Origin of the sequence: Pseudomonas sp. TTU2014-080ASC, from assembly GCF_001446935.1 — a bacterium.
Lineage (GTDB): Bacteria > Pseudomonadota > Gammaproteobacteria > Pseudomonadales > Pseudomonadaceae > Aquipseudomonas.
Genome location: NZ_LKKK01000014.1, coordinates 167,120 through 183,718, shown reverse-complemented (window position 1 = coordinate 183,718; position 16,599 = coordinate 167,120). Strand labels below are relative to the sequence as shown.

The 16,599-nt window shown below is 51.5% G+C and carries 15 protein-coding genes and 3 tRNA genes; 15 read left to right on the top strand and 3 right to left on the bottom strand.

Features of this window, described 5'->3' with window-relative positions; translation table 11 throughout:
• Positions 1-4: 4 nt before the first annotated feature.
• Positions 5-505 (bottom strand): disulfide bond formation protein B, encoded by a 501-nt coding sequence (locus AO726_RS18575; RefSeq protein ID WP_058069595.1) that lies wholly within the window; start codon positions 503-505, stop codon positions 5-7.
• 382 nt (positions 506-887) lie between these two features.
• Here AO726_RS18575 and katG point away from each other — a divergent pair, with 382 nt between their 5' ends.
• Both katG and AO726_RS18565 read left to right on the top strand, forming a co-directional pair.
• Entirely contained in the window at positions 888-3,086 is a 2,199-nt protein-coding gene (katG, locus tag AO726_RS18570) for a catalase/peroxidase HPI (protein ID WP_058069594.1), read from the top strand.
• A 180-nt stretch (positions 3,087-3,266) separates the two neighbouring features.
• A complete protein-coding gene (locus AO726_RS18565) occupies positions 3,267-3,791 on the top strand; it encodes an ATP-dependent zinc protease family protein (RefSeq protein ID WP_058069593.1) in 525 nt (174 codons plus the stop codon).
• A gap of 48 nt (positions 3,792-3,839) precedes the next feature.
• On the opposite strand, the gene AO726_RS18560 is transcribed toward AO726_RS18565, so the two are convergent.
• Entirely contained in the window at positions 3,840-4,574 is a 735-nt protein-coding gene (locus AO726_RS18560) for a phosphatase PAP2 family protein (protein WP_058069592.1), read from the bottom strand.
• 345 nt (positions 4,575-4,919) lie between these two features.
• Between AO726_RS18560 and AO726_RS18555 the strand changes: the two genes are divergently transcribed.
• From AO726_RS18555 to AO726_RS18540, 4 genes are all read left to right on the top strand, one after another.
• Positions 4,920-5,603 carry a response regulator transcription factor gene (locus tag AO726_RS18555; protein WP_058069591.1) on the top strand — a complete coding sequence of 228 codons (684 nt, stop codon included), beginning with the start codon at positions 4,920-4,922 and terminating at the stop codon, positions 5,601-5,603.
• Positions 5,593-6,885, top strand: a complete 1,293-nt coding sequence (locus AO726_RS18550) for a sensor histidine kinase (protein ID WP_058069590.1) — start codon at positions 5,593-5,595, stop codon at positions 6,883-6,885. The genes AO726_RS18555 and AO726_RS18550 overlap by 11 nt, the downstream gene beginning before the upstream one ends.
• A 92-nt stretch (positions 6,886-6,977) precedes the next feature.
• Positions 6,978-7,667, top strand: coding sequence for a class I SAM-dependent methyltransferase (locus AO726_RS18545; RefSeq protein ID WP_058069589.1), 690 nt, complete (start codon positions 6,978-6,980; stop codon positions 7,665-7,667).
• A gap of 2 nt (positions 7,668-7,669) precedes the next feature.
• The gene (locus AO726_RS18540; protein WP_058069588.1) at positions 7,670-8,392 is read left to right on the top strand and encodes a lipopolysaccharide kinase InaA family protein; all 723 of its coding nucleotides are present in this window, start codon (positions 7,670-7,672) and stop codon (positions 8,390-8,392) included.
• A gap of 4 nt (positions 8,393-8,396) precedes the next feature.
• Here the strand turns inward: AO726_RS18540 and AO726_RS18535 are convergent, their stop codons facing one another.
• Positions 8,397-9,314 (bottom strand): LysR family transcriptional regulator, encoded by a 918-nt coding sequence (locus tag AO726_RS18535; RefSeq protein ID WP_058069587.1) that lies wholly within the window; start codon positions 9,312-9,314, stop codon positions 8,397-8,399.
• Positions 9,315-9,515: 201 nt separating this feature from the next.
• Here AO726_RS18535 and AO726_RS18530 point away from each other — a divergent pair, with 201 nt between their 5' ends.
• The 9 genes from AO726_RS18530 (at position 9,516) to galU (ending at position 16,530) form a co-directional block, all read left to right on the top strand.
• A complete protein-coding gene (locus AO726_RS18530) occupies positions 9,516-10,553 on the top strand; it encodes a zinc-dependent alcohol dehydrogenase family protein (RefSeq protein ID WP_058069586.1) in 1,038 nt (345 codons plus the stop codon).
• Between the two features lie 360 nt (positions 10,554-10,913).
• The gene (locus AO726_RS18525; protein ID WP_058069585.1) at positions 10,914-11,570 is read left to right on the top strand and encodes a response regulator transcription factor; all 657 of its coding nucleotides are present in this window, start codon (positions 10,914-10,916) and stop codon (positions 11,568-11,570) included.
• A 419-nt stretch (positions 11,571-11,989) separates the two neighbouring features.
• On the top strand, positions 11,990-12,634 hold the full coding sequence (gene gacA, locus AO726_RS18520; protein WP_058069584.1) for a response regulator transcription factor GacA: 645 nt from the start codon (positions 11,990-11,992) through the stop codon (positions 12,632-12,634).
• Positions 12,621-14,462, top strand: coding sequence for an excinuclease ABC subunit UvrC (uvrC, locus tag AO726_RS18515; RefSeq protein ID WP_058069583.1), 1,842 nt, complete (start codon positions 12,621-12,623; stop codon positions 14,460-14,462). Before gacA ends, uvrC begins: the two co-directional genes overlap by 14 nt.
• A gap of 33 nt (positions 14,463-14,495) precedes the next feature.
• Positions 14,496-15,056: a CDP-diacylglycerol--glycerol-3-phosphate 3-phosphatidyltransferase gene (pgsA, locus tag AO726_RS18510; protein WP_058069582.1), complete on the top strand. Its 561-nt coding sequence runs from the start codon at positions 14,496-14,498 to the stop codon at positions 15,054-15,056.
• Positions 15,057-15,123: 67 nt separating this feature from the next.
• Positions 15,124-15,199: transfer RNA gene (locus AO726_RS18505), tRNA-Gly, on the top strand.
• 38 nt (positions 15,200-15,237) lie between these two features.
• Positions 15,238-15,311 (top strand) — tRNA-Cys (locus AO726_RS18500).
• Between the two features lie 110 nt (positions 15,312-15,421).
• Positions 15,422-15,508 (top strand) — tRNA-Leu (locus AO726_RS18495).
• Between the two features lie 182 nt (positions 15,509-15,690).
• Positions 15,691-16,530 carry a UTP--glucose-1-phosphate uridylyltransferase GalU gene (gene galU / locus AO726_RS18490; RefSeq protein ID WP_058069581.1) on the top strand — a complete coding sequence of 280 codons (840 nt, stop codon included), beginning with the start codon at positions 15,691-15,693 and terminating at the stop codon, positions 16,528-16,530.
• Positions 16,531-16,599: the final 69 nt, after the last annotated feature.

Here is a 16,599-nt window from a genome sequence, read left to right as displayed (position 1 = left end):
TTGATCAGCGGCGAAGGGCGCGAAGCAGGGTGTAAGCCACTAACAGGAAGAGCGCTGAGACACTCAAGGCTGTCCAGATGCTGAACGGCAGGCCGAGAATTTTGTAATCGTTTTCGCCACACACGCCTGCGCTCATAAATACATCAGGCATCCACTCATGAATCGGGAAGTAAAAGGCGTAGAAAGGGAACGGCGAGCAACTGGTGCTGGGAATCAGGGCGGTTTCAATCAGCAGCAGGTGGATGTTGTCGTACACCGCCATACCACTGGCGGCCAGTAGCACGGCGCAGAACGGTAAACCGAGCCAGCGCACGCCGAGTTGCTCCGTCAGCAAAATCAGCAGCCCGGCTGTGCCGCTGCAAACCAGCCATAGGCGAATTTGTACGCACAACGTGCACGGCTCCCATCCCAAAAAGTGCTGTAGAGCCAGCGCCCCAGCAAGCATGCCGTAGCTGGCAATGACAATAAGTACCAAGAGTTGTTTGACGGAAAATTTGGGCTGCATTACGCGCTCCGCTTGCAGGTGAAATTCCACTGATTGTATGTGACATCAACTGATCTCGCCGGTTTAGCGGCGCTAACTAATTAATGCTCTGCTAGTACAAAAAAACTAACCCTGCTATCGGGATAGATGATTTAAGTCAACACGCAGGTGGTATGTGTGAACCAAATTAATGTTTATACGCTCTGATTCTCAGCTCTGATTCAATACTGCGATTAAGACGTTTCTGCGCAGCATTTCAGATGTGTCAGGAGCAGCCATATTCAGAATCTTAGCCGCCTCTCTCAAACACTATTAGCGCCATATTAAAAACTAATTTGTGTGTTCCGTGGGGGGCAATCATCCTGACCTTACCTAACAGCAAAATGACTAACGGGAGTCGACCATGTCAAACGAGTCTAAATGCCCTTTCTCCGGAGGGAGTAAGCGTGCTACAGCGCCGAGCAATACTGACTGGTGGCCAAATCAGCTGAAATTGGACACACTCCATCAGCACTCTGCCCAATCCAATCCGTTGGGTGAAGACTTCGATTATGCCGAAGCGTTTGCAAGTCTCGACCTCGATGCAGTAATCGCTGATTTGCATGCGCTGATGACCGACTCTCAGGATTGGTGGCCAGCCGACTGGGGCCACTACGGCGGTCTGATGATCCGCATGGCCTGGCATGCTGCGGGCACATACCGGATTCACGACGGCCGTGGTGGTGCCGGCACCGGCAATCAGCGTTTCGCGCCGCTTAACAGCTGGCCGGACAACGCCAACCTCGACAAGGCCCGCCGTCTGTTGTGGCCAATCAAGCAAAAGTATGGCAACAAGCTGTCCTGGGGTGATCTGTTGATTCTGGCCGGCAACGTTGCTCTCGAATCTATGGGCTTCAAAACCTTTGGTTTTGGTGGCGGCCGCGTAGACATTTGGGAGCCGGAAAAAGACATCTACTGGGGCGCTGAGACTGAGTGGCTGGCGACCAGTGACAAACCTAACAGCCGTTACAGTGGTGATCGTGATCTGGAGAACCCGCTGGCTGCGGTGCAGATGGGTCTGATCTATGTGAACCCGGAAGGCCCGGACGGTAACCCTGATCCTGTTGCATCGGCTCGCGATATTCGTGAGACCTTCGCCCGCATGGGCATGAACGACGAAGAAACGGTTGCCCTGGTTGCCGGTGGTCACACCTTCGGTAAAGCACACGGTGCCGGCGATGCCGCTCTGGTTGGGCGCGAGCCTGAAGCAGCCGCTCTGGAAGATCAGGGCCTTGGCTGGATCAGCAGCTTTGGCAGTGGTAAAGGTGTGGATACCATTACCAGCGGTATTGAAGGTGCGTGGAAACCGAATCCGACTCAATGGGACGGTGGCTTCTTTGAGGTGTTGTTCGGCAATGAGTGGGTGCTTACCAAGAGCCCAGCTGGTGCTAAACAGTGGACTCCCAAAGAGCCTAAACCTGAGCAAATGATTCCGGATGCCCATGATCCATCGCGCAAATTCCCTCCGATGATGACGACTGCAGATTTGGGGCTGCGTTTCGATCCGGTCTACGAAAAAATTGCCCGTCGCTTCCATCAGGATCACGCTGCATTTGCCGATGCCTTTGCCCGCGCCTGGTTCAAGTTGACTCACCGTGACATGGGCCCGCGCAGCCGTTATCTCGGACCGCTGGTGCCGAAGGAAGAGCTGATTTGGCAAGACCCGATTCCTGCGGTTGATCATGAACTGATCAACGCTAATGACGCTGAGTCGCTGAAAGCACAGGTTCTGGCGTCTGGGCTGAGCATTGCGCAATTGGTCCGCACGGCTTGGGCCTCAGCGTCCAGCTTCCGCGGCAGTGACAAACGTGGTGGTGCCAACGGGGCTCGTATTCGTCTGGCTCCGCAGAAAGACTGGGAAGTCAACCAACCAGCGGAGCTGGCACAGGTGCTGGCTAAGCTGGAAAGCATCCAGCAATCCTTCAATGCGGCGCAGAGCACTGGTAAGAAGGTTTCTCTGGCGGACCTGATCGTATTGGCAGGTAATGCGGCTGTTGAGGCAGCAGCGAAGAAAGCTGGCCAGACAGTGGTGGTGCCATTTGCACCGGGCCGTACAGATGCTACCCAGGCACAAACTGACGTCGAGTCATTTGCTGCCATGGAGCCTGCTGCAGATGGCTTCCGTAACTACTTCCGTGCTGAACGTGCATCGGTGCAGGGTGAGATGCTGATCGACAAGGCGCAGTTGCTGACCTTGAGTGCTCCGGAAATGACTGTATTGGTCGGAGGCCTGCGGGTGCTGGGGGCTAATCACGGTCAGAGTAAGTTGGGTGTGTTTACCGACAAAGCGGAGACGCTGACTAATGACTTCTTCGTCAACCTGTTGGACATGGGCACGCAATGGAAAAAGTCTGCAACTGAAGGTGTGCTGGAAGGCCGCGACCGTAAGACCGGCAGCGTGAAGTGGACGGCGTCGGTGGCTGATCTGGTATTCGGTTCCAACTCACAGCTGCGAGCCTTAGCTGAGGTCTATGCGCAGGATGACTCGAAAGAGAAGTTTGTGAATGACTTCGTCAAAGCCTGGACCAAAGTAATGAACCTGGACCGTTTTGATCTGGTCTGAGTGAAGCCTCAGGTTTCAGTTTGATGAATCGACAAAAGGCCTGGCCGCGCTCTGCGTTGCCGGGTCTTTTGTTTTTTGTTTAAGTTTGAATTCAGTTTGGTGAATTATTCTGAGCGCCTGTGTGGTTGGTGCTTCCTGACTAGTTCCAACGTGCCTTAGATCAACCTAGTGGAGACAGTAATGAATCGTTTTGCCTGGATGGCGCTGGTTGCGCTGATGCCAGTTTCGGTAATGGCTGAGGAAGAACCTCAGATTTATGGTTTACACGAATATGTAAAGCTCCATGAGTTGCAAATTAAAGTACCCGCCAAATTGGATACCGGTGCTGAGACTGCCTCGTTGAGTGCAACCAATATCCAAGTATTCAAGAAAGACGGTGGGGAGTGGGTGCGCTTCCAGCTTGGGCTGGATAGCCCGCACAACCAGCAGGTTATCGAAAAGCCCTTAGTGCGTATGAGCTACATCAAACGCCGCGCTGGAGATCGTGAAGCAGGTGATGAACAGCTGTACACCGAGCGTCCGGTAGTGGCCATGGACATTTGCCTGGGTAATGAGCTGCAGAATATTGAAGTCAATCTGACTGATCGCAGTGACTTCAAATATCCACTTTTGATCGGCTCAACTGCACTCAAAGAAATGAACGCTGCAGTTAGCCCGAATAACCGATTTGCTGCAGGGCAGCCAAGCTGCGGGCAAGCCAGTTAATTCCCTGGCGGCCCGGCATTTATTGTTGAGTGCAGGGCCGTATCTGCCTCATCCCGTCTTTAGTGCTTCAGGCGTTCGCTCATTGAGGTCAGCTCTGGAGCGATAAAGCACCCCGCGGTAACACAGCACACAGATCAGCCAGTCAAATAAAAAGGTCCACACGTTATGTGAGAGGAAGTGTGCGCCCTGAGCCATACGTCCAATGGAAAAGACTGTGCCCAATCCAATCGCGAATACCAGCGCTGCGCGTGCCAGCCTGGGCTTACGATCGCGTAAGGCAAAAAAAACGGCGATCAGTGAGAACCCTGTTGACGCATGCCCGCCCGGCCAGCAGCGCCCCGGTTTGTCGGTAGGTGCGCGTTCGTGGACCAAGGGTGTATAGGTTTCCTCACCGCCAAAGTCGCTCAGGCTCCACGGGCAGTGCACAGCCGTCATCGCTTTAAGGGGGGGGACGATGCTGGTTGAGATGGAGAGGGCCAGCACCAGATAACCTAAAGCCGCCCGGTATGGCTTCAAGCGATTATTTAGCAAGCTGACGACAAAGCCGATGATGATCAGCACAGCAAAGGCAATCACTACCTGCTTTGCCTGGTCGTGCAGGAGGGTTTCGACCCAATCATATTGTTTGCCGATAAATCCCTGACCTGGCAGATAAAAGAAATTTGCCAGGGTGAAATCAAGTTTTGTCGGTTCAGCAATTAATAAACCAGCCATTACTAGCATTGGAATACCGATAGCCAGGCGAAAATTAAAGTAACGACTGAGAGACGTGGCTACAGTCATGTAGAACTCCAAGGAGAAGGGCCGTTTTAGCAGGTGAAAGCTGAGGCTTGTTACCGCTTAACTAACGCTCAGCGGTGCATTTAAGTCGTTTCGTTATGAGTTGATCAGGAGGCACATCATGGATAATTTCATTGCGCTCCAAGAGCGCGTAAATTTGATGAATAGCCCACAGTCGTGACGTGAGGGATATCCAGAGAGGGCATAAAAATTGAGGTGTGCCCAACATGGTCGTGGTTGAACCTTATTCGGTTTTGTTTGCCACAGAGTTTGACTGAGCTTCTGTCAGTGAAGCGTCATCGGTATGTGAAAAAAACGTAACTGCTCGAGCCGGTAAATAGGATTCCTATGCGCATTCTGGTTATTGAAGACAACCGCGATATCCTTGCCAATGTGCTGGATTATCTGCAGCTCAAAGGCTTTACCGTTGACTGTGCACAGGACGGCCTGACGGGGCTGCATTTGGCAACGACCGGGCACTTTGATCTCATCATTCTCGACATCATGCTGCCGGGGATTGATGGCTACCAAGTCTGCCAGCGCCTGCGTGATGACGGTAACAACGATGTGCCTATTTTGATGCTGACTGCCCGCGATGCTTTGGATGACCGCCTCAAGGGGCTGCGAGCTGGTGCCGATGATTACTTGATTAAGCCGTTTGCGCTGTCTGAGTTAGTCGCGAGGGTTGAGGCCATACTGCGGCGTAGCCAGGGCTTACGTAAACGTCAGCTGAAAGTAGCTGATCTGGTGTATGACCTCGATACTCTGCACGTGAGCAGAGCGGGGCAGCCTCTTAAACTCAATCCATTAGGGCTGAAGCTGTTGGCAGTGCTGATGCAGAAAAGCCCAGCTGTTGTGCGCCGTGAGGTGCTGGAAGAAGCGCTTTGGGGTGATGACTGTCCGGACAGTGACAGTCTGCGTAGCCATATCCACCAACTCCGCCAGGTACTCGATAAACCCTTTGAAACGCCGTTACTGCACACCCTGCATGGTGTAGGTTATCGCCTTGCCGAGCAAAATCATGTCGTCTAAACAGCCATTTGCCAGGCGAATCCTGATTTCGTTTGTTCTGATGACCACATTGGTCAGCGGTGTGTTCTCACTCAGCATTGTGGCTGTTGTGCACTTTATTGAGGACCACCTGATTACCCTCGAGCTTGGTCATGAGCTGGAGGAGATCCTCCGCGATGACCTGATGTTTGGCAAAGCACCTCGGCTGGACTCATCCACCCGCTTCTACGCATCGACGCTACCTGAATACCTACCACCTAAAGAATTCGCCAGCTTGCCGTTGGGGTTTAGCGAGGTGCTCAAGGGCCCGGAGGCGTATTACGCATTTAGTCAGGAAGTTGATGGCACGGTTTACACATTGATCCAAGAACAGCACGGCTTTGAGGCGCGAGAGCACGTACTGTTCAATGTTGTGCTCGCCGGCTTCTTGCTCACTGTGATTGGGGCTTGGGGGTTGGGATTGCTGGTTGCCCGAAAGGTAATGGCCCCGGTGGCTCGTCTGGCCAGGCAGGTGAGTCACCGCGATCAGCTGTTGTCGCTGGCTCCTGCGCTGGGACCACAGTATCCGGATGATGAAGTCGGCCAGCTGGCTGCAGCCTTCGACAGTACATTGGGGCAGGTGCGCATGGCACTTGAACGCGAACGGCTTTTTACCAGTGATGTCAGTCATGAGCTGCGTACGCCACTGATGATTATTGCCAGCTCCTGCGAGTTGCTTGCAGAAAGTAGTCTTGGCACCAAGGAACGCGAGCATCTCATCCGAATTAGTCGTGCCAGCGAAGAAATGAACGACCTGGTACAGACCTTCTTACAACTGGCACGTGATAAAAGCGATGAAACCCTGTGTGCCACGGCTTGCCGACTGGCGACGGTTGCCGATGAGCAAATTGAACGCTGGAAAGAATCCATCAACAGCAAAGGACTTACGCTTCAGTACCTTCAAGAAGGCCGCGATCGAGGTTTTTACAACCCGACCTTGCTGGCGGTGGTGATCAGCAATCTATTGCGCAATGCGTTGCACTACACCGACGAAGGTTTTGTAAGACTTGTGCTTGAAGATGGGGCTCTGCGTGTTGAGGACAGTGGTAAAGGCATACCACTTGATCAGCAGGAGAGGATCTTCCAGCCATTTGTGCGTGGCCCGGGGGCGCGAGGAGAAGGGCACGGACTGGGGCTTTCACTGGTGAAACGTATCTGCACCAAACAAGGCTGGAGTATCAGTGTCACAACCCTGAGCGATGGAGGCACCTGCTTCAGGGTTCTGCTGGGAGGCTCCAGCTTGAAATTAAGTACAAAGAGTTGATTGTCTGACGAAATTTTCACATCACCTTGACGCTGTGTTGATCTGCACCTGTTTAGGCTCTGCAACGTATCTATCCAAAAGGACACGTTGCTATGCAGAAGGCGAGCAGTATTGAGCTGGAGTTTTCCCGTAAATATAACCGGGCTCATGCTCAGCAATATTTGCACAAACACAGTGAGAGCCTAGCCCGCAGGCTCTCGCACTGGCGAGATGAGCAGATTGCCCGCGAATCTCTGAAGCTGGCCGGGGAGCCTAAAGTTGTTCTTGATCTTCCGTGTGGAGCAGGTCGTTTCTGGTCGCTTTTAGCCGAACAGCAAGACCGGGTCATCCTGGCTGCAGATAATTCCGCGGATATGCTAAATGTTGCCAAGGCAGCGCAGCCTCAGGAGCTGGTTTCACGCATTACCACTTTCCAAACTTCCGCATTTGATATCGATCTGGAGGACAACTCCGTCGATAGCATCTTCTGCATGCGCTTGTTGCACCACATTAAAGACACTGAGCACCGTCTCGCCTTGTTGCGTGAGTTCCACCGTGTCAGTCGCGATACGCTGATTGTCTCTCTGTGGATTGATGGCAACTTCAAAGCCTGGCGGCGGAAGAAATTGGAGGCCCGTCGGGAGGCGAGAGGGCATACCGGACAAAATAAAAACCGTTTTGTTGTGAATCGCTCAGATCTGGAACGAGAGTTTGAAAAATCTGGTTGGAAGGTTGTTGAATACCGAGACTTCATACCCGGCTATGCAATGTGGCGTACCTATACGCTGCGTAAGGAGCACTGAAGATGAACCTGGTAGGCAGCCTTGATAATGCTCAGGATCAAAATCTCCAGTTTGAGCGCTGGTGGTGTGCAAAGGGCGACTGGGTGGAAGAGCCAAATCAACGGCGCGGTGGTGAGAGTGGCGTCCAACTGGTGCGTGAGAGCCAGTCGTTACCGGTTTATATCAAGCGCCAGACTGGCCATCTCTACCGTACGCTACTGCATCCATTCGGACGACCCACCATTCTTAGGGAGAGGGCGGTATACAAAGCGCTGTCTAGCGTTGGGATCAATACACCAAAATTGATATATAGCGCAGCCCGCAAGCATGACGGCGAATGGCAGGCGCTGTTGGTGACTGAGGCCTTGGAAGGGTATGTCGACCTTGAAACGTGGTATTCGCAGTGGCACAGCGAAGACTTTAATGCCCTGTTGATCAAAGAGCTGGCCATCATGCTGGCGCGTTTACACTGCTCAGGATGGCAACACGGCTGCTGTTATCCCAAGCACATCTTCGCTAGAGCTACAGTTGATAGTTTTGGAACGCCTCAGGTGGAGGTTGCGCTGTTGGATCTGGAGAAAAGCAGAAAACGCTGGGCGGCAAGAAAGGCAGCAGAAAAGGACTTGGCCCAGCTGATCAAGCATCGGAAGAATGTTCCGTTGGAACACTTGCTGTTGTTAAAACGCCTGCACCTTGAGTACCTATCGGTACTCTCGTTAGGCGATGCAAGAAATGGCCAGTCTTAGGAGATTATTCGAGGCTGGCAGGATCACCGCAAAACATTTGAATTCTTGAACGGAGCCATCGCTCAGCAGGGTCATTGTCCTGAGCACCGCGCCATGCCATGTGCAATTCGAAACTATTGGTGGTAAATGGCAAGTCCTCGGTGCGCAGCCCGCCCGCCGAGGTCAGCACAGCAGCAGCATAGTCCGGCACAGTGGCCAGAATGTCAGTGCCCTCCAGCAGGCTGGCAAGACCATGGAACTGCGGTACAGCCAGCACTACCTGCCTCTTACGCCCCATCCTTTCTAGCTCATCATCAATAAAGCCGTTTAGGTCACCGGAGAATGACACCATGGCGTGCGGTCGCAAGCAAAACTCGTCAAGTGAAACCGAATCCGGCGCCGAGTCAGCCCGCAGCAATTTGGCTTTACTGCGGCGTAAAACCTTGCGTTTTGAGTTCGCAGGTAGATCAGTGGTATAGCTGACACCGACAGAAATCTCCCCGGAGGCTAAAAGTGAAGGCATTAGAAGATAATTGGTGCGGCGAATAACCAGGACGACACCTGGTGCTTCTGCGCGGATGCGTTTGATTAAGGGGGGCAGGAGACCAAACTCAACATCATCGGACAGGCCGATCCTGAATACGGCTGTACTGGTTTCAGGATGGAACTCGGACGCGCGGCTGACTGCTGTAGAAATTGAGTCTAGCGCTGGCTCAAGCAGGTTCATGATTTCCAATGCCCTGGTCGTGGGCTCCATGCTTCGTCCCGTACGGACAAACAGTGGATCATCAAACAGGTTACGCAGGCGCGATAGCGCAGCGCTAATGGCTGGCTGTCCCAGAAATAACTTTTCAGCGGCCCGGGTTACGCTGCGTTCGTGCATGAGAGTTTCAAAGACGATGAGTAGATTGAGATCCACGCGGCGGAGATCATTTCGGTTCATCCATACAACCCTCATGTCAGATCAACATTTAGCTGATCAGATCTTATACAAGCCAATTACCATTAGCGTAGGGCATGATCAGTATCAGTCTTTAGGACTGGATATGCCTTCCGAGTACGGATAAGGTCATTAGAGCGCATCAAGCATAGTTGCGCAGTACTTTTCACAGTCGCCATCGCATTGAGTTTTGAGAGGCCCACGATGTCCCGTGTCGTTCGTTTTCATGAATTCGGTGATCCTTCGGTCCTTAAGATTGAAGTGCAGCCCACAGCCCCCTTGTCAGCAGATGAAGTCCTCATCTCAGTCGACGCAATTGGCATGAGCTGGTTTGACGTGCTGTGCAGGCAAAACCTAGCACCCTGTTCAGTAACCCTGCCTTCAGGCTTGGGCTACGAGCTGGCAGGTGTGGTCAAAGCAGTTGGGGCGTCTGTGACCGAATTCAAGCCAGGAGACAAAGTGGCGAGTTTTCCTGCGCATGGTGTTAATGCTTACAGCTGCTATGCCGATGAGACAGTATTGCCAGCGAAATCGCTTGTTCGTTATCCCGAAACCCTGACACCTGAACAGGCTGCCGCCCATTACTTCCCTTCGCTAGTGGGGTGGTTTGGTTTGGTTGAGCTAGCTGATCTCAAAGCCGGCGAGACTGTTCTCGTTACCGCGGCGAGTCGTGGCTGGGGGCCATACATTCTGCAGTTGGTTAAAGCTTTAGGCGGTAACGTCATCGCTGCAACAGTTGTTGGGGCTGACAAGCAGTGGCTACTGAATCTGGGCGCTGACCATGTCATCGTGACTGACGAAGAGGATCTGGTAGGTCGCGTCAACAAACTAACCAATGGGCGCGGTGCCGACGTGATCATGGACGCGTTGGGGGGGCCGCAAATGCGATTGCTGGGTGATGCTATTGCAGTGGGTGGCCGCTTGGTACTGTTTGATCTCTATGGTGGTAATGAGACCTCTCTGCCTGCATGCGCAGCATTTAAGAAGAATATTCGTTTCTATATCAATATGGTGACTAATTTCACCGGCAATGAGTCAGTTGGTATTCCACAGAATACAAAGGCTGTATCCAAAGCGCTCGAAGCAATCCGAATGTTGACTGTCGATGGGCTTTTAAAGCCATGTATCAATAAAGTCTTCAGCTTTGAAGACGTGGTTGAGGCACATCAGTATATGAGCAAATGCCCCAGTCAAGGTCGAGTTGTGCTCGTAGTGGGAGAATATGCGGATCTAATGATCTAAATGCTCTTAGTTTTCATGCCTGCGGAAGCATATTAAGACATTTCTTATTGTCGCGCATTGATGATCTCGAGATTCTCGGTCAGACGTTGTGATTGCTAAATAGCTTGTGCGTGAATTGTGTGGATTAGATGGTTGAAATTAAACAATAAAGCTATTAAGAGCTGGTTTTGAAAATGTAATATTTTTCGAACTTGTTCTATTCCTTATTTTCTACATCAATGTATTTTAAGATTGTCTATCTTTCTCTAAAGATAGGTGGGGAGGCTTTATGCAATCTCGTCAGGTGATTTTAGTTGCTGAGGTTTTTTAAAAGCTGGAAATTCTTTATTGAGTGCTATTTAAAATAGCTTGGGTGAGTGCATGGAAAAAATTAAAGTGGTAGCTGCGGATGACCACCCCGTCGTCCTGATGGGCGTCCGTGAGATTCTGGATCGTGATTCCCGCTTCGAGCTTGTAGGTGAGGCCAGAAGCTCGAGCGAGCTAGTTGAGTTATATGATAGACTCAAGCCTGACGTTGTTATTACTGATTACAACATGCCAGGCGATAGTCGATATGGCGACGGGATGAAATTGGTGGAGTACCTGCTCAGGCATTATCCAGAGACTAAAGTTCTGATCCTCACAATGCTAAAGAATGCGCCACTAATTTCCAGTCTATATGGGCTTGGTGTCTCCGGAGTATTGCATAAAACTCGTGACCTTAATGAGATTCTGGTTGCGCTTGGAACCATACTCCGTAAGCGTGTTTATCGTGGAACGGTATCGCCTGTGCCACCAATGGCTGTTACTTCCAGTTTGAATGATAATGATATGGGGGTTGCAAAGCTTTCGGCGCGTGAGTATGAGGTTTTGCGTCATTTTGTTGTGGGTGGGCTTTCGGTAAACGACATTGCCAGAGTGTTAAATCGTAGTGTGAAAACTGTTAGTGCACAGAAAATGTCAACGATGAGAAAGCTTGAGGTCACTAATGATCAGGCGTTACTGACTTTTTGTCTTGAGCGAAATATTTTTCAATAATGGTTTTGGCTATCTAGCTAAAATGTGTTATTCGAGCTGTTGTTCTAAATTTGCTGGGGTTTAAGTGGTGTGTCTAAATTTGCCTGTATGGGCTAGGTGGTGAGCAGTCTCAGATGCAATGAATTTTTAATATATTTGTTTTGTGTTTATTTTTGCTTTGCTTAGGGCTCGGATTGGATAGAGAAGGTTGGTGTTTACTAAAGTAAACGTGTATTCGGCTACTATGAGTACTGTCGTGCATGTTTTGGTGGGGCAACGCTGGTTGAGCTCGGCGCTTCCGTCTGTTGACTGAACTCGCTAACATAATCTCACTGCGCGCTTGCGAAGTGGCAGCCATCCGTGGCTTGTGTTGATATGAGTATCAACTTTTTTCTTGGCAGTTTTGTCGGCCAGGGTGGAGAATTTAGCGGGAGGCTTGTTTGATCAGAGTGCTGGTTGTAGATGATCATGACCTAGTTCGTACCGGCATCGCGCGTATGCTCGGAGATATCGACGGCCTACAGGTGGTTGGCGAGGCTAGCTCGGGCGAGGAGTCGCTCAAGAAAGCCCGCGAGCTCAAGCCTGATGTCGTCCTCATGGATATCAAAATGCCGGGAATCGGTGGGCTTGAGGCGACGCGCAAGCTAATCCGCAGTTACCCAGATATCAGAATTATCGCTGTGACAGCGTGTGAGGAGGATCCGTTTCCCACTCGACTGCTTCAAGCAGGAGCCGCAGGCTATCTGACTAAAGGTGCGGCGCTCGACGAAATGGTGCAAGCTGTTCGCATGGTCTTCGCGGGCCAGCGTTACATTAGCCCGCAAATTGCGCAGCAGTTAGCCCTCAAGTCTTTTCAGCCGCAAAGCACTGGTTCGCCATTTGACTTACTTTCAGAGCGTGAAATCCAAATTGCTCTGATGATCGCTGACTGCCAGAAAGTGCAGAGTATTTCCGATCGCCTCTGTTTGTCCCCTAAGACCGTCAACACATACCGCTATCGCATTTTCGAAAAGATGTCGATCACCAGTGATGTAGAGTTGGCCTTGCTCGCCGTGCGGCACGGCATGATTGATGCCACAAACTAAAGTCAGCTCTCCTGTTTTTGACTCTGGGGCCTTTCTCTCTACTTGTAGTGGTCGGCCAGGCGTGTATCGCATGCTTGGTGAAGCTGGCGAGTTACTTTACGTAGGTAAAGCCAAGAACCTTAAGAAGCGCTTGAGCAGCTACTTCAGGCAGTCAGGGCTCGCCCCTAAAACCGCAGCGCTAGTAAGGCGTATTCAGCAGATTGAAACAACCATCACTGCAAATGAGACTGAAGCCCTTTTACTTGAACAGACGCTGATTAAACAATGGCGTCCGCCATACAACATCCTGCTGCGGGATGATAAGTCCTATCCATATGTGATTCTTTCGGGGGATGAGTTCCCACGTCTGAGCATTCATCGTGGCGCGAAGTCATCAAAGGGTAAATATTTCGGTCCTTATCCGAGTGCGGGGGCTATTCGCGAGAGCTTAGGGCTGCTGCAAAAGGCTTTCCAGGTTCGCCAGTGTGAAGACAGCTTCTATAAAAATCGCACCAGGCCATGCCTGCAGTATCAGATCAAACGCTGTAAGGCACCCTGCGTGGGGCTTGTTGATAGGGCAGAGTATGCCGAGGACGTTCGGCATTCAGTTATGTTTCTGGAAGGACGTAGTAATGCGCTTGCAGATGAGCTCTCCAGTGCTATGCAGGCGGCATCTACAAAACTAGAGTTTGAGCAGGCTGCGCAGTTGCGCGATCAAATTGCGTTACTAAGACGCGTGCAGGATCAGCAGAGTATGGAGGGAGGCTCCGGCAATGTTGATATTGTTGCGGCTATTGTTAGCCCAGGAGGGGCGTGCGTTCATCTAATAACTGTCAGGGGTGGAAGGGTTTTAGGCAGCAAGAGCTTCTTTCCCCAAGTTGTTATTGAGGAGAAGGGCAGCGATGTTCTGCTGGCGTTCCTAGAACAGTATTACCTGAATAATCCCGAGCGAGATTTGCCTTCAGAACTCATTGTCAATGCACAGCACGATGACTTTTCAACCTTGGTCGCAGCGATCCGAGAGTTGCGAGGTAAGGATGTGAGTATCAGCCATCGCGTGAGGGCTACCCGAGCGCGTTGGCAGCAATTAGCCGTCACGAATGCTGAGTTGGCACTGAGTTCGAGGTTGGCGAATCGCGAACATGTCGCGGCTCGTTTTGAGGCTTTGGCCCAGGCCTTGGACTTGGATGAGGTGCCTCAGCGACTTGAGTGTTTTGATATCAGCCACTCAAGTGGGGAGGCCACAGTGGCCTCATGCGTCGTCTTTGGTCCGGAAGGGGCGCTTAAGTCAGACTATCGACGATATAATATTGATGGTATCTCGCCAGGGGATGACTATGCGGCTATGCACCAAGCGCTGACTCGCCGTTTTAGTCGGGCTAAAGACGGTGAAGGGAAGTTGCCGGATATCTTGTTAGTGGATGGGGGCAAGGGGCAGTTAGCAATGGCTCGGGAGGTACTCACTGAGCTCGCTGTAGCAGATGTCACGCTACTGGGTGTTGCTAAAGGGGTGACGAGGAAGCCGGGGCTGGAAACCCTCTATCTGAATGATGCAAATCATGAATTTACATTGCCAGGTCATTCACCTGCTTTACACTTGATCCAGCAGATTCGCGATGAATCCCACCGTTTTGCGATTACGGGGCATCGTGCTCGACGTGGCAAAGCTCGCAGAACTTCGACTCTAGAAGGGGTGACAGGGGTCGGGCCGAAGCGTCGTCGTGAGTTGTTGAACCATTTCGGTGGCTTGCAGGAACTATCCAGAGCGAGTGTCGAAGAAATAGCCAAAGTACCGGGCATTAGTAAAAAGCTTGCCGAGACAATTTATGCAGCACTCCACAGCGAGTAGAATCCTCACCAACTTTCCCGCCAGCTTGTGCCAATGAATATCCCAAATTTGCTTACCGTACTCCGTGTTCTATTGATCCCGGTGTTTATCTTGCTGTTTTACATCCCGTTTGGCTGGAGTTACTGGGCGTCGAGTGCGGTATTTGCAATAGCTGCTGCCACCGACTGGCTGGATGGATATCTAGCTCGCCGCTGGCAGCAAAGCACGCCGTTCGGTGCGTTTCTTGACCCTGTTGCGGACAAGCTGATGGTGGCAGTAGCGCTGGTGCTGTTGGTCGAAGAGCACGCCAATTTGTGGTTGACCCTGCCGGCAGCCATCATTATCGGTCGCGAGATCGTCGTTTCTGCATTGCGTGAGTGGATGGCCGAACTCGGTGCTCGTGCCCAGGTTGCGGTCTCCAACCTGGGCAAATGGAAGACAGCTGCGCAGATGGTCGCTTTGATCATTTTGTTGGCAAATCCTGCGACTATGAGTCTCTGGGTAGGTATTGGGTATGCGCTGTTATTGGTCGCGGCTGTTCTTACGCTCTGGTCAATGGTCCAGTATCTTTTGGCCGCCTGGCCGCACCTTCAAGCCACGACTGAAAAGAAATAAACTTTTTTGAATCAAAGGCTTGACGAATGGTTCTGAAGATATAGAATGGCCACCGTCAACACGACATGCGGGAATAGCTCAGTTGGTAGAGCACGACCTTGCCAAGGTCGGGGTCGCGAGTTCGAGTCTCGTTTCCCGCTCCAGTTTCAACGGACCGTCTAGGCGGTCCGTTTAGTTTAAAGGCTGAGTAGCAGAGTGGTTATGCACCGGATTGCAAATCCGTGAACGCCGGTTCGATTCCGACCTCAGCCTCCATTTAAAGAGCCTCGTAGATCTATGATCTTCGAGGCTTTTTATTAGCAAATGGAAGTCTTGCGGCTTGCAGATAGGCTGTATATAGTCCTGAGCCGCAATGCAGCGCTACCGCCCGAATGGCGAAATCGGTAGACGCAAGGGACTTAAAATCCCTCGAGGGTAACCTCGTGCCGGTTCGACCCCGGCTTCGGGCACCATATATCTTACGTTGCTATTTTCAGCAGTGTATTTAAAGACCGGCTAATGCCGGTTTTTTGCTATTTGGGAACCGCAGAGGCGAAATATGCTCTGATGTGCTGACAGATTTATCGCTCGTGGTTGCAGTAGTTGCCATCCTGATAAACTTCACTCGACATTCCAACATCACTCAAGGCTAAACATGATTAAGAAATGCTTGTTCCCTGCGGCAGGATATGGAACCCGTTTTCTGCCGGCTACCAAGGCGATGCCCAAGGAAATGCTGCCTATTGTGAACAAGCCGCTGATTCAGTACGGCGTAGAAGAAGCACTTGAGGCTGGGCTGACTGAAATTGCAATGATTACCGGGCGTGGCAAGCGTGCGCTTGAGGACCATTTCGACATTAGTTACGAGTTGGAAAACCAGATTCGAAATACTGATAAGGAAAAGTATCTGGTCGGTATTCGTCGGCTGATTAATGAGTGCAGCTTCTCCTATACCCGTCAGGTTGAAATGAAAGGCTTGGGGCACGCAATTCTATGCGGTCGCCCGCTGATTGGTGATGAGCCTTTTGCTGTGGTTCTTGCTGATGACCTGTGCATGAACCTGGAAGGTGATGCAGTACTGACTCAGATGGTCAAATTGTATAAGCAGTTCAGGTGTTCAATCGTGGCGATTCAGGAAGTACCGCCAGAAGAGACCAACAAGTACGGGGTGATCTCCGGTGAGATGATTCGCGAAGATATCTACCGGGTTAACAGCATGGTTGAAAAGCCCAAGCCTGAAGACGCGCCATCTAACCTGGCGATTATTGGTCGCTATATTCTGACGCCCGATATCTTTGAGCTTATCGAAAAAACCGAGCCCGGCAAGGGTGGGGAGATTCAGATTACCGACGCGCTGATGATGCAGGCGCAGCGGGGTTGTGTAATGGCCTATAAATTCAAAGGCAAACGTTTCGACTGTGGTGGTGCAGAGGGCTATATTGAGGCCACTAACTTCTGCTATGAAAACCTGTACAAGACAGGTAAGGCGTTTTAAAGCTTCCGCTTGTGCGTGTTAGCAGACAGCCACCTTCGGGTGGCTGTCTGCATTTGGGGGCTTTCTTAA

Excerpts from the sequence above, each read along its gene's own strand:
- AO726_RS18575 (WP_058069595.1), bottom strand. The coding sequence starts at position 505 with ATGCAGCCCAAATTTTCCGTCAAACAACTCTTGGTACTTATTGTCATT.
- katG (WP_058069594.1), top strand. The coding sequence starts at position 888 with ATGTCAAACGAGTCTAAATGCCCTTTCTCCGGAGGGAGTAAGCGTGCT.
- AO726_RS18565 (WP_058069593.1), top strand. The coding sequence starts at position 3,267 with ATGAATCGTTTTGCCTGGATGGCGCTGGTTGCGCTGATGCCAGTTTCG.
- AO726_RS18560 (WP_058069592.1), bottom strand. The coding sequence starts at position 4,574 with ATGACTGTAGCCACGTCTCTCAGTCGTTACTTTAATTTTCGCCTGGCT.
- AO726_RS18555 (WP_058069591.1), top strand. The coding sequence starts at position 4,920 with ATGCGCATTCTGGTTATTGAAGACAACCGCGATATCCTTGCCAATGTG.
- AO726_RS18550 (WP_058069590.1), top strand. The coding sequence starts at position 5,593 with ATGTCGTCTAAACAGCCATTTGCCAGGCGAATCCTGATTTCGTTTGTT.
- AO726_RS18545 (WP_058069589.1), top strand. The coding sequence starts at position 6,978 with ATGCAGAAGGCGAGCAGTATTGAGCTGGAGTTTTCCCGTAAATATAAC.
- AO726_RS18540 (WP_058069588.1), top strand. The coding sequence starts at position 7,670 with ATGAACCTGGTAGGCAGCCTTGATAATGCTCAGGATCAAAATCTCCAG.
- AO726_RS18535 (WP_058069587.1), bottom strand. The coding sequence starts at position 9,314 with ATGAACCGAAATGATCTCCGCCGCGTGGATCTCAATCTACTCATCGTC.
- AO726_RS18530 (WP_058069586.1), top strand. The coding sequence starts at position 9,516 with ATGTCCCGTGTCGTTCGTTTTCATGAATTCGGTGATCCTTCGGTCCTT.
- AO726_RS18525 (WP_058069585.1), top strand. The coding sequence starts at position 10,914 with ATGGAAAAAATTAAAGTGGTAGCTGCGGATGACCACCCCGTCGTCCTG.
- uvrC (WP_058069583.1), top strand. The coding sequence starts at position 12,621 with ATGCCACAAACTAAAGTCAGCTCTCCTGTTTTTGACTCTGGGGCCTTT.
- pgsA (WP_058069582.1), top strand. The coding sequence starts at position 14,496 with ATGAATATCCCAAATTTGCTTACCGTACTCCGTGTTCTATTGATCCCG.
- galU (WP_058069581.1), top strand. The coding sequence starts at position 15,691 with ATGATTAAGAAATGCTTGTTCCCTGCGGCAGGATATGGAACCCGTTTT.